The 14,695-nt window shown below is 43.7% G+C and carries 11 protein-coding genes; 4 read left to right on the top strand and 7 right to left on the bottom strand.

Going from position 1 to position 14,695, the window contains the following annotated elements; genetic code table 11:
* The first annotated feature begins 55 nt into the window (after window positions 1-55).
* A complete protein-coding gene (locus tag FTV37_RS03195) occupies window positions 56-1,234 on the top strand; it encodes an acyl-CoA dehydrogenase family protein (RefSeq protein WP_180063020.1) in 1,179 nt (392 codons plus the stop codon).
* Between the two features lie 71 nt (window positions 1,235-1,305).
* On the opposite strand, the gene FTV37_RS03190 is transcribed toward FTV37_RS03195, so the two are convergent.
* The 4 genes from FTV37_RS03190 to msuE form a co-directional block, all read right to left on the bottom strand.
* Window positions 1,306-1,920 (bottom strand): riboflavin synthase subunit alpha, encoded by a 615-nt coding sequence (locus tag FTV37_RS03190; protein WP_180022763.1) that lies wholly within the window; start codon window positions 1,918-1,920, stop codon window positions 1,306-1,308.
* Window positions 1,921-2,045: 125 nt separating this feature from the next.
* Window positions 2,046-3,464, bottom strand: coding sequence for a deoxyribodipyrimidine photo-lyase (locus tag FTV37_RS03185; RefSeq protein WP_180063019.1), 1,419 nt, complete (start codon window positions 3,462-3,464; stop codon window positions 2,046-2,048).
* A gap of 494 nt (window positions 3,465-3,958) precedes the next feature.
* Window positions 3,959-5,065 carry a dimethylsulfone monooxygenase SfnG gene (gene sfnG / locus FTV37_RS03180; RefSeq protein WP_180063018.1) on the bottom strand — a complete coding sequence of 369 codons (1,107 nt, stop codon included), beginning with the start codon at window positions 5,063-5,065 and terminating at the stop codon, window positions 3,959-3,961.
* Window positions 5,066-5,104: 39 nt separating this feature from the next.
* Window positions 5,105-5,836, bottom strand: coding sequence for an FMN reductase (msuE, locus tag FTV37_RS03175; RefSeq protein WP_078190544.1), 732 nt, complete (start codon window positions 5,834-5,836; stop codon window positions 5,105-5,107).
* A gap of 374 nt (window positions 5,837-6,210) precedes the next feature.
* Here msuE and FTV37_RS03170 point away from each other — a divergent pair, with 374 nt between their 5' ends.
* Entirely contained in the window at window positions 6,211-6,861 is a 651-nt protein-coding gene (locus FTV37_RS03170; RefSeq protein ID WP_078190543.1) for a response regulator transcription factor, read from the top strand.
* Window positions 6,862-7,286: 425 nt separating this feature from the next.
* Here FTV37_RS03170 and FTV37_RS03165 read toward each other — a convergent pair whose 3' ends face one another.
* Together FTV37_RS03165 and FTV37_RS03160 are read right to left on the bottom strand one after the other, a co-directional pair.
* Window positions 7,287-8,036, bottom strand: coding sequence for a hypothetical protein (locus FTV37_RS03165; protein ID WP_171525947.1), 750 nt, complete (start codon window positions 8,034-8,036; stop codon window positions 7,287-7,289).
* Between the two features lie 447 nt (window positions 8,037-8,483).
* Entirely contained in the window at window positions 8,484-11,972 is a 3,489-nt protein-coding gene (locus FTV37_RS03160) for a PAS domain-containing hybrid sensor histidine kinase/response regulator (RefSeq protein ID WP_078190541.1), read from the bottom strand.
* A gap of 181 nt (window positions 11,973-12,153) precedes the next feature.
* On the opposite strand from FTV37_RS03160, the gene FTV37_RS03155 reads away from it, so the two are divergent.
* Together FTV37_RS03155 and FTV37_RS03150 are read left to right on the top strand one after the other, a co-directional pair.
* Window positions 12,154-12,486 carry a DUF485 domain-containing protein gene (locus FTV37_RS03155; RefSeq protein ID WP_078190540.1) on the top strand — a complete coding sequence of 111 codons (333 nt, stop codon included), beginning with the start codon at window positions 12,154-12,156 and terminating at the stop codon, window positions 12,484-12,486.
* 1 nt (window position 12,487) lies between these two features.
* Complete coding sequence (locus FTV37_RS03150; protein WP_180063017.1) at window positions 12,488-14,203, top strand: cation acetate symporter; 1,716 nt, start codon at window positions 12,488-12,490, stop codon at window positions 14,201-14,203.
* An 89-nt stretch (window positions 14,204-14,292) separates the two neighbouring features.
* On the opposite strand, the gene FTV37_RS03145 is transcribed toward FTV37_RS03150, so the two are convergent.
* A complete protein-coding gene (locus FTV37_RS03145) occupies window positions 14,293-14,667 on the bottom strand; it encodes a hypothetical protein (protein ID WP_180063016.1) in 375 nt (124 codons plus the stop codon).
* Window positions 14,668-14,695 lie beyond the last annotated feature (28 nt).

Below are 14,695 nucleotides of genomic sequence, written 5' to 3'. Positions count from 1 at the left end.
CTGAATGCCTCTACTTTGTTAAGCTAAAACGGTAACAGAATAATCAGACAGATATATGAACGCTTCAACTCCATTGACTCAAGATCCGATCGATATTGCCCAAAAACTGGCGGCAGAATTTGCCACGACGGCTGCTCAGCGTGATAAGCAGGGGGGAAATCCCAAAACTGAACGTGATTTGATTCGTCAAAGTGGTTTGCTTGCATTGTCCATTGGACAGCAATATGGTGGACAGGGTGCAGATTGGCAGACGATTTTTAAAACCATTCAAACCATTGCCCAAGTGGATAGCTCATTGGCGCATGTTTATGGTTTCCATCATTTATTGATTGCAACGGTACAGTTGTTCGCGCAGCCAGAGCAATATGGCCCGTGGTTTGAACAGACTGCACGTGAGCATTTATTTTGGGGTAATACCTTAAACCCTTTGGACCGTCGTACTACAGCAACGCAATTGTCTGAACATGAATATGTGTTTCATGGCGATAAAAGCTTCTGTTCGGGTTCCATGGATTCAGATATTTTGCTGTGTTCCGGGTTCAATGACGATGGAAAATTATTGATCGGGGTGATTCCTACAGCACGTGAAGGCGTCAGTTTTCTCGGCGATTGGGACAATATGGGACAACGTCAAACCGACAGTGGAAGTAGCCATTTTGAACAGGTCAAAATTTCCAAAGATGAATTACTACTGAACCCGGGGCCTTTGAGTACGCCGTATTCCAGCTTGCGTCCATTGATTGCACAGTTGATCTTTGTGCATTTGTTTTTAGGGGTGGCAGAAGGGGCTTTTGAAACAGCAAAACAGACGGTTCAAAACCAAAAGGCGTGGTCAAAATCATTGGCTGAAAATGCAGTGAATGACCCATTTATTCAAAAGCATTTTGCTGAGTTTTATGTGCAATTAGAAAGTGTACGTTTATTGGCAGATAAAGCGGTTCAGCGTTTGCAAGGGGCTTGGGAGATTGGTGAAGCTTTGACGGCGGAACAACGTGGAGAAGTCTCTATTGCGATTGCAACAGCCAAAATTGCAGCCACCAATAGCTCGCTGTACATTACGCAAAATATTTTCCAAGTGATGGGTGCACGTGCCACGACGGCCAAACTGAATTTAGACCGCTTCTGGCGCAATGTGCGTACCCAGACCCTGCACGATCCGATTGATTATAAATATCAGGAAGTTGGTGAATGGGTGCTCACAGCCAAAGTGCCAGATCCAAGTTTTTATTCTTAAACGTATATTGCAAATGAGCCAATAAAAAGCCTCCGAAAGGGAGGCTTTTTGCAATGTGCTGTCAGTCGATTTTAACGCTGATGGATATTTTCTAAGGTATCGACTAAGGTTCGCGTTGTTTGATCAATTTCATAATTCACGGCATCACCGACTTGGACATCTTTCCATGTAGTGAGGCGCAGTGTTTCAGGAATGAGATCGATTGAAATTTCACTATTGGCACGATCAACACGGTTCACAGTCAAACTGCAACCATTGAGTCCAATAAAACCTTTGAGAAAGAAATATTTAATATTGCCTGCCGGAATGTGAATATCGAGATGAAAGGTTTCCCCACGATGTTCTAAGTTTTTGATCGTGGCTGTGCCTTCGATATGACCATAAAGATTGTGACCACCATTTTCTGCGCCAACTTTGGCTGAGCGTTCGACATTGACCTCATCACCGGCCTTGAGAGCTTTTAGCGTGGTGAGTTGATTGGTCAAATCTGAGACATCAAAATGTACTTGGTTGGCTGCCAAATCAATATGTGTGGCCGTTAAACACACGCCATTAATCGCCACACTTGCCCCGATAAAGACATCATGAAAAAAATTCTGATGATTTGAAATCACCAAGGTTGTGAAGCCATTGCCTTGACGAATGTCTAAGACTTTTTCTAAACCTTGCACGATGCCTGTATACATGTGAGCGTCTCTAAAATGATTTGCGTTTTCTGTATTGTAGGGACAAAACGACCGATCGGCTATGCCTTAGAGTGACCATTTCAGTACAGCGTTTTGATCCCTAGCAGTTCGATCTTGGCAATGGCCTACAATGCTCGGAAAGTTTCAATTGCAGCTAAGCGAGACTGCTTTAAATCGACGATCGGTTGAGGGTAGTTCAATTCTAGTTGAGGATTTTTGGCAAAGGGTTGGTGAATTTGCTTTGCATCCAAATCTGCCAGTTCAGGTAGCCATTGACGTAAATAATCCCCGTTCGGATCAAATTTCTGAGATTGGCTGATCGGGTTAAAAATCCGAAAATAAGGTACAGCATCTGTACCCGTCGAGGCGCACCATTGCCAACCGCCATTATTGGCTGCTAAGTCACCATCGACAAGGTGCTGCATAAACCATTGCTCCCCCAACCGCCAATCGATCAGTAGATTCTTACTGAGGAACATGGCACAAATCATCCGCACCCGATTATGCATCCAACCCGTAGCCAGTAGTTGACGCATCCCTGCATCGACGATCGGAATGCCCGTCTGGCCGTATTGCCACGCAGCAAAGTCTTGTGGTGCATGGCGCCATTTTATTTTTAAGGTTTTGGCTTGAAACGGCTGGTGCTGAGAAACTTGCGGGTAGTCAAATAAAATGTGCTGGTAAAATTCACGCCAAAGTAGCTCATCGAGCCACGTTTGTTGCCCTCTGTGGTCGATCTGGAAATAGCCACCTTGTTCACGAAACAGGGCTTGCAGACATTGGCGAATAGACAAGATGCCCAAGTTGAGATACATGCCAATTCGACTGGTAGCATTGAGCGCTGGATAGTCCCGATCATCAGCATAACGACTCAGATGTTGTTCTATAAATTCATCTAAGCACTGCTGTGCATGATTTTCCCCAATCGGCCAAAGCTCGATTTGAGCTGCTAACAGCCCTGCGGGATAAAAAGGACGAAGATCGAATTCGGTTTGCCACAGAGGATGCTGGGCGAGAGCCGTTTGGGCTTCGATCGCAGGATAACAACTGGGCACACTGATGCTCAATTTCTCGTAGCAATTTTTCTTAAATGCACCGAAAACTTGATAAGGATGTCCAGATTGATTGCGAATACTGCCAACAGGAAACAGGGTGCGGTCATGGTACAGCTCAACAGAGATGTGCTGCTGTTCTAATAACTGTTGTACTTCGCGATCTCGTTTAAGCTCATTCACACCATGTTCAATATGTGCATGCACCGTGTGTATATTGAGCTGAGTGCATAGGGTTAATAGCTCATTGGCGATGTCTGACCAATGGGGAATATGCTGAATAATCAGTGGAATATTTAGTTCAGCCAATTGCTGTCGCAAAAGTTCCAGTTGGGCAAGATAGCGATGGATTTTAATGGGGGCATCGTCATGCCTTGCCCATTGTTCAGGAGAAAGCGCAATAAAGGCAATCGTTGGACCAGACTGTGTCGCCTGCCACAGTGCGCTATGGTCATGTCGTCTTAAATCTTGTCGAAACCAAACCAGTTGCATGTTTATTGCCTCGTTTGTGTTGGAAATATCACTGGAATTACGGGGGTATCTAGTGGTAATGAAATTATCTAAAAAATCGATTTCTATAAAAAACCATATAATATCTATGGTTTAAGTTAACCGATTGCGCACAATCCTGTCAGCTTAAGCGTACAAGTAACGAAGTTTTTAGACGCTATGCGTGCTTTTAAATTTTACCTAAGATGAACTTATACAGGAACAGGACGTTCCGGAACATAAAACAATAACAAAGTGTTCACCATCAGGACTGTGAAGCAAGACAGGAGTCATGCTTAAGTATCCATATAGAAAAAGCCCGACAGGATGTCGGGCTTTTTCTTTGTTTACAATTCCGCTCGTTTTGTAGAAACAGAGCATGTCTTTAAATTGGACTGGCGATAAAAAATCCCCTAAGCCGAGCCTTAGGGGAGGAAAGTGAAGTGAGCCATTTGTGATTATTATGCTGATTTTATGAGCTGTGACTGCATCAACAATTATGCTGATTTAGCCTGCACAACTTGCTGCTGTTGAGCTTCCAGTTCACGAACCAGTGGCAACACTTTTTCGCCAAAGTATTCCACTTCTTCAATGAAGTGGAGAAAACCTGAGAGAACCAAATCGACACCTACACTTTTGAGTTCCACAATGCGTTCGGCAATTTGTTGTGGCGTGCCAATCAGATTGGTTTTAAAGCCGTCGTTGTATTGAACCAAATCTTCAAAAGTAGATTTTGCCCAGTTACCTTCGCCTTCTTTTGTGGATGCACCTGCTTCACGAGTTGCATCGCCAAAGGCATTGACCGCTTCGGTATTGGCATTGTCGATAATCGCTTGAAGCACCGCTTGGGCTTCTTCCTCCGTATCTCGGGCAATAATGAAGGCATTCACCCCGATTTTGACCTGATGGTTATTGGCCTTGGCTTTTTCACGAATATCGTCGATCTGCTTTTTCAACTCAGCAGGGCTATTGCCGTTGGTGAAGTACCAATCGGAAACACGTGATGCCATGTCACGTGCTGCACGTGAACTGCCACCTTGGAAGATTTCAATATGCGGTTTTTGCACCGGTTTCGTAGATAGAGTGTAGTCTTTAAATTGATAGTATTTACCATCAAAACTAAAGTTATCCTGCGTCCAAACGCCTTTTAGGCTACGAATGAACTCTTCAGAGCGCGCATAGCGTTGATCATGTTCGGGCCATTCTTCACCAATCGCATCAAACTCTCCACGGAACCAACCACTTACAACATTGATTGCAATACGGCCATTGGTAAGATGATCGATGGTCGCCAATTGTTTCGCAGCCAGAGCCGGTTTCCAAGGGCCGGGTAAAATCGCTGCAATGACTTTGAGCTTTTCAGTTTTGGCCAAAATACCATGACTGAAGCTAACTGATTCGTGTTGATTTTCCGCGTTATAACCTGCGGTAAAACGAATTTGAGTCAGCGCATAATCAAAGCCACTTTTTTCTGCAGCTTGTGCCAAACGCACGTTATAGTCATAGCTCCAATCGGTACGCTGTTCAATATTACTGACCACCAAACCACCACTGACGTTTGGTACCCAATACGCAAATGTAATGTTTTTTTCTTGTACTGACATTTTGCAAACCCTCGGGATCGAATTGTTATGCTGTGGTGTTTAGGCCACTTGCGTTTTTGGCTTTTTACTATGCAGTCGAGCTTCAGCGGCATCCAAACTTGGAACAGCTGCAGAAGGAAGGACTTCTTCTTGCTCGATTTGCTTATTAATGCCCAAGTTTTGGTTGGCTTGTTGAGACTTGGCTTTCACCACTTCAGCACGCTGACCTTTGGCTGGAGCCCATTCCAAAATCGGCAGCGCACGTGCTACAGCTAAAGTAATGCGGTCACGGAGTAATTCACTATGAATGGTGTATTCAGGGGTGAAATCACGATCTGTTGCATAGACCCCAATCGGCAATGTTTGCGCTTGGAAGAAACTGAACAATGGACGCAGTTGATGTTCAAGCACTAAAGCATGGCGTTCAGAACCACCCGAAGCTGCAAGCAAGACAGGTACATCCACCAATGCAGTTTGTTCGACAAAGTCAAAGAAGTGTTTAAACAGACCTGTAAATGAAGCACGGTAAACAGGTGTTCCAACAATCAGTGCATCAGCAGCTTCAACAGCAGCAAGGTCATCTTGTACACGTTGTGGCAATTGGTTACGGTAAATCGCGCCACCTAATAAATTGCCAATTTCACTAAACTTAATAAAATGCACATTGATTGGAGTTGCATCACCGAGTTCATCAACAATAGCTTGTACCAAAGCTTCGGTTTTAGATGGATTGTTTAGACCACCTGACACAGCAACAATATTCAGGGGTTTTTGTAGATTAACTTGAGACATTTTTTAAACCTAAAAGTGTGGTTTCTCGGAATGCCTTTTATTAATCCCGATGGGTGGATCACTGTAAAATAACGAAAATCAGAAAAGTTATCTGATTTTTAGATATGTTGGAAAAACCAGAAGATTTGTGAAATTTCAAATTTTAAACTGTTGATATTTCAACATATAATGCTTAGATGTACGCATTTTTACTGTGTTGATAAAATTTATATGAAAATATGATTAGATTTAAAGATTTATAGAAAATGCGAAAAAAGACGCATTTTAGGTGAAAATCTACATTTTAAATGCAAAAAAATAAGTTCTTGCATATCCTTCACATAGCATGTGTGGTTAGAATAGGGTCATTGTGCACAAGATCTCTCACGTTGCTTATGAATATTTTAATCGTTGATGATCACCCGCTGTTTCGTCATGCTTTAATTCAGGCGGTTCGTTATAGTTTGCCTCAGGCGCAAATTCATGAGACTGCAGCAGTCAATGAATGCTATGAACGTCTTGAAAATGGCCCTGAGCCTGATCTTGTGTTATTGGATTTAAACTTGCCGGGTGCTTCAGGCTTTTCTGCTCTGGTGCATATTCGCGCACAATATCCATCGATTCCAATCATTGTGGTCTCTGCGCATGAAGAAGCGTCGATTATCCAACGTGCGATTGCACATGGTGCGATGGGTTATATTCCAAAATCTGCGCATCCAAGCCACATTGGTGAAGCGATTCGTCAAGTCTTAGAAGGCGAGATTTGGTTACCACCAAATTTACCTGCCAACATGAACTTTGACCCACGTGCTGCAGATGAAACAGCATTGGCCGAACGTATTCAGTCTTTAACACCGCAACAATTCCGTGTGTTAATGATGGTGGCGGAAGGTTTGTTGAATAAGCAAATTGCCTATGAGTTAGATGTATCTGAAGCAACTATTAAAGCGCATGTAACGGCGATTTTCCGTAAGTTGGGCGTACAAAACCGAACTCAAGCTGTATTGGCAATTAATGCATTGAATATTGAAGAAAAGAAAATCTAAGGATTTTTTCCAAAAAAAGACCTCCATCGTGGAGGTCTTTTTTTACGCTGTTTAAGCGATAGAACAATGCGAATTAAACCAATAACTGATATTACGCACCTAAAAGTAATTTCGCATTTTTAAAATGATTTTTAAGTCAGTTCGACGGAGTCTTACATCTAGGGATTAAATAAAGGGATCAGCCTTCGGCTGGAGGTACTTTTGTTTCGGCAAAAGTACCCAAAACCATTGTCATCCGCAAAACTCGTTCACTTGCGCCAAATTATTCAAAGTATCGCAAAAACATTTGTGATTAGAAGTCGTCCTGTCTCAAACACTTGCGGATGACGTTACCGCGTATCGTTCTTTTATTTGAATCAAATTGTGCTTCTGATGTTACTGCGTAACATCAGTTAATACCTTATATAAACAACTTCAACAATAACTTAAGCAATATAGTCTTGCTTAGGCGTCAGATCGGTACAGTACAAAGGGTTGAGCGCACATTGTAATTCATCAATTTGTTCATCGGACACATAGCCGCGCGCTTTGAGATAATCCGCGACACGGTCATCACGTAAACTCAGGAAAGCCGCATCATAAACACCCAAATCCACAAATAGGGCTGCAGTTTCTAAGCTGTTAAAACGATCCAGATAAACATCATTGTCATACATCAGGAAGATATGGTCTTGCTTGGAGTTGGCATCGACATTCAAACGTTGTGCCAATTCAAATGGCGCTGTTTTAATAAACAGTAAATCAGATAATTCATCAAACTGTGTTTTATCCAGCTGGTTTTTGTCGGTTTTGACTTTACCGAGCCACGCTTTAAACACCAAAACCGCACCACCACGCAGTAGCATGCTCCAAATCTGATGACGGGTGTCCAAACCCAAGCCATTGGATTCTGCTTCTAAATTTTGCAGCAGTAGGTCTTCTTGCTCTGCCAGTCGATCGAATAAGCCAAGGCCTTGAGGTTTGTAGGCATTCGGCGCAAAGACATCAAAATTCAGTTCATCAAACACTTGTAACGCGAGAGGAACGGCACTGCGATAGAGTGTTTCCAACGCTTCGACTTGCACATCACTTAATTTGCTGAACTTAAATAGCTGACGCCAATCGATCTCTGGCAAAATGGCATTGGCACCATACTGACGATGAAACTGTAGATTTTGATCAAAACCATGCGGCATTGTTTCTGAAATATTCACAAGATCACTCCTAATATGCGGGGGAGATCAGCTTCTCAAGTGTTGAGTTATGACGCTTCTTGAATTGGCTTGAAACTGATCAACTTCTTATGAATATTTTTAAAACGAACGGCCGCAGCTAAATATACGACTAAAGTTTTAGTTTTTATTTTTGGTTATAAAAATATGATTTAAATCAAATAGATTTTTAATTGTAACTAAGTGTACAAGTGTTCACTCACGCATTCGATATCTTTTGCCATAGGCAATCTAAATTTGATATTTATGGCTAATAAATAGACGAAATATCGGGGCTATTTTGAATGGTCTTGCCGTTGAGACAAATTTTTTTGCCAGTTAGGTAAGTTTAAGTAAAAGCAAGGTAAACAAAAGCCCATTTCATGTGAATGAAATGGGCTACTTTTCACAGAGCGATGTCCTGTAACAACGCTACTGATTTGAAATTTTTAAACCAGATAACCATGAACGCAGTGAAGCCGGTTTCAATGGTTTTTTCAGTAAGACGATGTTTAACTCTTTTAGACGTTGCGGTAGTTCAGGATCAGAATCTGCGGTAATCAGCGCCACAGGGACATTTTCCTGACGGTTATCTAAAATAAAGTCGAGACCGATCTTGTTGTTATTCAAGTGTTGGTCAACCAACCAAACTTGAATATTTTCTTGTTGAATCAACTCCATGGCCTGTTCAGGTTCAGTGGCTTTAAAGACTTGATAGCCCCATTTGGTCAGTAAGGTCGACATCCCTTCCAAAATGGTTTCATCATTGTCTAAGCACAGAATCTTATAGGCTTTGGTCTTCAGCGGAACCGCTTGAGTCGGTGCAGCGACCACTTTTGGCGCAGCGACCACAGGCACTTCAATCATAAAACACGAACCATGACCAAGTTCTGAGAACACATGCACTGGGTAGTCGAGTAGGCTGGTCATGCGTTGCACGATGGCTAAACCTAAGCCCAGACCCTGTTCGCCCCAAGGAGAGGTATGTCCACAGCGTTCGAACTCTTGGAACAACTTAATGCGCTGTTCTTCCGCGATCCCTGGACCTGTATCCCAAACGCCAATACGAATATGTCCTGGACGTGCTGAACGTAGCACACCCACCACAACACGACCACGCGCCGTATAGCGTAGGGCATTGCTGACGAAGTTTTGAATAATACGACGAATCCACTGTGGGTCGGTGTCAATCCAGAACTGAGCATCATGTACGGTCAGTTTGATATTACGCTGTGCCGCAATCGATTTAAATTGCAGTTCAAGATCGCTGAGTAAGTCATGCAGCGGATAAGGCTGACGTTTTGGTTGAATGGTTCCACCTTCGAGTCGTGCAATGTCCAATAGGGCAGAGAGCATACTTTCCGCACCATGCAGCGCACGATCTAGTTGCTGAAGCGTTTTACGATCATCGTCATTTTGTACGCTTTGCTCGAGGGCGGTACTAAACAGACGCGCAGCATGCATCGGTTGCAATAAGTCATGGCTTGCGGCAGCGATAAAGCGGCTTTTCGACATATTGGCTTTATCGGCTTGCTCACGTGCCAATTGTTGTTCAGACAGGGCATCTGCCAACTGTTGGGTACGGTCTTGCACACGGCCTTCAAGCAAGGCTTCATTTTCACGGAATGCAGTAATATCGGCAAAGGTCGTCACGAAACCGCCGCCTTCGATCGGGTTCCCGCGCATCTGAATTACACGACCATCTTTACGAATTCGTTCAAATTCGTGTGCGCTGCCGACTTGCATCCAATGCATACGTTTACGCACATGTTCTTCGACTGAACCAGGACCACATTCGCCGCGTTCAGCGTTATAACGAATCAAGTCTGAAATTGGGCAACCGACATAGACAATGTCTTTTGGATAATCAAACAGTTTGAGGTATTGATTATTCCATGCCACCAAACACATATTTTCATCAACCACGGACACACCTTGAGTCATATGGTCGATCATGGTCATGATCAGGTTTTGGTTAAAGCGCTGCCACTGTGAGGCTTGGTCAAGAATATTTGCGACCTGACCGAGTGCTAAACCATTATTGACCATGGCTGTGGTGAGTAGGGTACGGGCAGATGCCGCACCGATGGTGCCGGCAAGATACTGTTCGGTAAAACGCCACCACATGCCGTTGGCGCTGCTATTTTCATTCAAAACGACATTGTTTTGTGCGCAGAACTGGTTGAAGGCGCGCATAGTTGGACCTTCACCGGTAATGCGTTTTGCCAAAGTAATCAGATCACCTACTTTTAAGCGTGCCACATCATGGTGAATATAGCTGATGTCGTTTGATGTACTTTGAGCCGGGAGGGGCTTGGTTTCATAATAAAAGAAACTTTCGGCCTGAATTTGCTCGGCAACACTTGGACGGAATACGCGGGAAATCCAAATATAGAGGGTGATATTTAAACCGAGTGCCCAAACTACGCCATGGGTAAGTGGATCGAAAGATTCAAACCCTAACAGTGCTTCAGGACGTAACCAACTCAAGCCTAGCGGACCCTGACTTAAAAGATTTTCGGTAAATGTTTTAAATTGTTCAGGTAAGCTACGCAATACGGTTGGTAATAACAGGGTATAAGCCCACATGCCAAAACCGACCAACAGACCTGCATATACACCTTGCTTACTTCCGCCACGCCAATACAAACCACCAATTAGCGCCGGTGCAAACTGTGCCACAGCACTGAAGGCCAATAGGCCAAATACCGATAATTGGTCAATGTCATTGAAGAAATGGAAGAACAAGAAGCCCAATAACATGACCGCTAAAATACATACACGACGTGTGAATTTCAGTACGAGTGGTAGGCGCTTATCATGGCGTGATAATAAACGTGTACGCCATAGTGCAGGCATGATCAAGTCATTACTGAGCATGATGGATAAGGCCACTGACGATACCAACAGCATGCCTGTCGAAGCAGAAAAACCACCGAGAAAGGCAAGTAAAGTCAACCAGTCTTGGTTATAACTTAAAGGCAGTGAGAGCACAGCAACATCGGGGATTGCCAAGTAGGCAGGTGCTGCATGCAGCGCCCAACTGGCAATCGGGATGATCGCGATAATGGTTAAAATCAGATAAATGGCGAACCAACGACGAGCACCACGGATATGCTTTTCATCACGTAGTTCAACTACCGCGACATGGAACTGACGTGGTAGACAAATAATCGCTAAAGCAGCCAATAAAGTTTGAATCCAGAAGCTTTCTGGCACACCTTTGAGCTGGACATCTTTAAAGGTGGTGTTGATGTCATGGCTGATTTGCGCCATGTTTTCAGGTGATTCAAAAACAAAGAAAAATGCGACTGCAAGTAGTGCAAACAGCTTGACGAAAGACTCAAATGCCACAGCCAACATTAAGCCGCCGTGCTGTTCAGTATTGGCAATCTGTCGTGTCCCAAACATCATCGCCAAAATCGCCAATACACCAGTCAAAAACAGCACACTATTGGTGGTGCCGGTCAGACCAGCGGTCGGTTCTAAAATGACCGTTGCACTTAGGGCAATTGCACGTAGTTGCAAGGCTAAATAGGGAATAATGGCAATCACGGCAAGGATCGTGACTAATGACGCTAAGGGGCCACTTTTACCATATCGTGCTGCTACAAAGTCGGCAATCGATGAAATGGCATGATGCTGACGGACACGGCCTAAACGTCGCCAAATATCATAGCCGAGCGCAACAAATAGCAGCGGTCCTAGATAGATCGGCAGGAAAATAATGCCCTCACGAACCGCGGCACCTGTTGCGCCATAAAACGTCCAAGATGAACAGTAAACCCCTAAAGTTAGACTAAAGAGAAGCATTCTGCCGCGAGTACTGAGCCTGCTGGCATGCTTTTCACCAAAGAATGCACATACAAAGAGTAATGCGATGTAAAGGGCCAATACCCCGACGATAAGCCAACTATTCATAGAGCCTGCAGCATATTAATTCTCGCTTAATGATAACGCATCCATAGGCTTAGGGAGGTTATTGCTCAAAATTTAACGACCAAAGTCTAAATTACAAGAGATAAGGAACATTGGTAAGTTTAGCTTCGAAATAATTCGAATTAGAAAATTGCGCGCCAAGGTTCGGCGTAAGGAGAACATTATGGATGAGAGACAGGTAGAACAAATTCTACAGAATCCAAAATTTAAGGAAATGGTTAGCCGTAAAAGTAAGTTGAGCTGGACTTTGACGATCATCATGTTGGTGGTCTATGTCGGCTTCATGCTACTTGTGGGCTATAACAAAGAGTTCTTGATGCAATCCGTGAGTGGTGGTGTAACCACGATTGGTATGCCATTAGGTTTGAGCATTATTGTATTGTCATTCCTGCTCTGTGGTGTGTATTCGTACATTGCAAATAATAAATTAGATGCATTAAACGAAGAAGCAATGCGTGAAGTAGAAGCAATTACTCAAGAAAAAGGACTTCACTAAGATGAAATGGAATTCATTGAAAGCAACAGCACTGGCGGCTCCCGCTCTGCTCATGTCAAGCATGGCAATGGCAGGACCAGATTTAGGTGAAGCACAGCAGCAAGCGACCAACTGGCATGCGATTATCATGTTCGCAATCTTTGTTGGTTTGACTTTGTTTATTACCAAATGGGCAGCGAAGCAAACCACGAACACTGCAGACTTCTATACTGCCGGTGGTGGTATTTCGGGTTTCCAAAATGGTTTAGCGATTGCCGGTGACTACATGTCAGCAGCATCGTTCCTCGGTATTTCCGCAATGGTATTCAGTTCAGGCTTTGACGGCTTGCTGTATTCATTGGGCTTCATGGTAGGTTGGCCAATCGTACTGTTCTTGGTGGCTGAACGTCTGCGTAACTTAGGTAAGTTTAACTTATCTGACGTGGTGTCATTCCGTTTGGCTGAAAAACCTGTACGTACACTTGCAGCAGTCAGCTCGCTTGTGGTTGTCGCGTTCTACTTGATTGCACAGATGGTGGGTGCAGGTCAGTTGATCAAACTACTATTCGGTCTAAACTACAACATTGCGGTTGTGATCGTTGGTCTACTGATGATGGCGTATGTAATCTTCGGTGGTATGTTGGCAACAACTTGGGTACAGATCATTAAAGCAGTGATGCTACTTTCTGGCGCAACTTTCATGGCATTCATGGTCATGAAAGGCGTGGGCTTCAGCTTCTCTGAAATGTTCTCTCAATCGATCCAAGTTTTCTCGAAGGTGCATGATGTATCTTTAACTGAAGCTGCAAACATTATGGGGCCTGGTAAATTGGCTGCAAACCCAATTGATGCGATCTCTCTCGGTCTTGCATTAATGTTCGGTACAGCAGGTCTGCCACACATTTTAATGCGTTTCTTCACAGTAAAAGATGCGAAAGAAGCGCGTAAATCAGTAGTTGTGGCAACAGGTTTCATTGGTTATTTCTACCTTTTAACTTTCATCATTGGTTTTGGTGCGATCCTTTATGTTTCAAACAACCCACAATTCCTTGATGTAGCGAAAATGGCGGTAACTGGCAAGCTAGAGCTTGTTGGTGGTAACAACATGGCTGCGGTTCACTTGTCTGATGCATTGGGCGGTGACTTGTTCATGGGCTTCATTTCAGCGGTAGCATTCGCAACGATTCTTGCAGTAGTTGCAGGTCTAACATTGTCAGGTGCATCGGCAATCTCTCACGACTTGTATGCAAACGTATTCAAGAAAGGTCAAACAACGCCAGAATCTGAACTTCGTATGTCTAAAATCGCGACTTTAGGTCTTGCGATCTTCGCGATGATTTTAGGTATCTTGTTCGAGAAACAAAACGTTGCATTCATGGTTGGTTTGGCATTCTCTGTAGCAGCGTGTGCAAACTTCCCTGTGCTTGTATTGTCGATGTTCTGGAAAGGTTTAACGACGCGTGGTGCGGTGATTGGTGGTGTGGTTGGTCTAGCAACTGCGGTGATTCTCATTGTATTGTCTAAAGCAGTTTGGGTAGATACATTTGCAATCTCTGAAACACCAGTTAACCCATTCAATGGTCCTGCAATCTTTGCAATGCCATTGGCATTCATCTGCTGCTGGTTGTTCTCTGTAACTGATAATTCAGCACAAGCACAAGCTGAGCGTAAAGCATTCGATGCACAGTATGTACGTTCACAAACTGGTATTGGTATCTCAGGTGCTTCAGATCACTAATCTGAATCGCCTAAAAAGCCCCTAACAAGGGGCTTTTTTTATATCTAAGTAAATTATATGGAGCAGTGGATCATGGACAAATCTCTGTCCTATTTGCGTGTATAACTTTCTCCATTGACCGACATTTTCCAATGGCCTTGATCATCTTGATAAGGCGAGCGCTGAATGGTGAATTGTTGAGAGAAATTATCCTGACCGATGCTAAAGCTCTGATCACCAAAACTGCTCAAATGGGCTTTTATTCGCGACTGTTCAGCACCACTGAAGGTTTGGTTGGCAATACTTTTTTCAGTATGTTCTTGATGGTAATACGTCACTTCGCCCGACGATTTGATCACTAATTCACTGTGGTTGTTTTGCCAAGTCCCCACATAATTTTCATGGCCTTTGAGGAGCGGACTGTTTTGTGTACAGGCAGAGAGCATGAGCAGACAGAGGGGAGCAAATACGAGATGTTTTTTCATAATGAAATCTACCACGTAGGAGATTCCT

The organism is Acinetobacter sp. YH16042 (assembly GCF_013417245.1).
GTDB lineage: Bacteria > Pseudomonadota > Gammaproteobacteria > Pseudomonadales > Moraxellaceae > Acinetobacter > Acinetobacter amyesii.
This window is presented reverse-complemented; position numbering and strand designations above follow the sequence as displayed.

Coding starts and splice junctions, on each gene's coding strand:
- FTV37_RS03195 (WP_180063020.1), top strand. CDS start 56: ATGAACGCTTCAACTCCATTGACTCAAGATCCGATCGATATTGCCCAA.
- FTV37_RS03190 (WP_180022763.1), bottom strand. CDS start 1,920: ATGTATACAGGCATCGTGCAAGGTTTAGAAAAAGTCTTAGACATTCGT.
- FTV37_RS03185 (WP_180063019.1), bottom strand. CDS start 3,464: ATGCAACTGGTTTGGTTTCGACAAGATTTAAGACGACATGACCATAGC.
- sfnG (WP_180063018.1), bottom strand. CDS start 5,065: ATGTCAGTACAAGAAAAAAACATTACATTTGCGTATTGGGTACCAAAC.
- msuE (WP_078190544.1), bottom strand. CDS start 5,836: ATGTCTCAAGTTAATCTACAAAAACCCCTGAATATTGTTGCTGTGTCA.
- FTV37_RS03170 (WP_078190543.1), top strand. CDS start 6,211: ATGAATATTTTAATCGTTGATGATCACCCGCTGTTTCGTCATGCTTTA.
- FTV37_RS03165 (WP_171525947.1), bottom strand. CDS start 8,036: ATGCCGCATGGTTTTGATCAAAATCTACAGTTTCATCGTCAGTATGGT.
- FTV37_RS03160 (WP_078190541.1), bottom strand. CDS start 11,972: ATGAATAGTTGGCTTATCGTCGGGGTATTGGCCCTTTACATCGCATTA.
- FTV37_RS03155 (WP_078190540.1), top strand. CDS start 12,154: ATGGATGAGAGACAGGTAGAACAAATTCTACAGAATCCAAAATTTAAG.
- FTV37_RS03150 (WP_180063017.1), top strand. CDS start 12,488: ATGAAATGGAATTCATTGAAAGCAACAGCACTGGCGGCTCCCGCTCTG.
- FTV37_RS03145 (WP_180063016.1), bottom strand. CDS start 14,667: ATGAAAAAACATCTCGTATTTGCTCCCCTCTGTCTGCTCATGCTCTCT.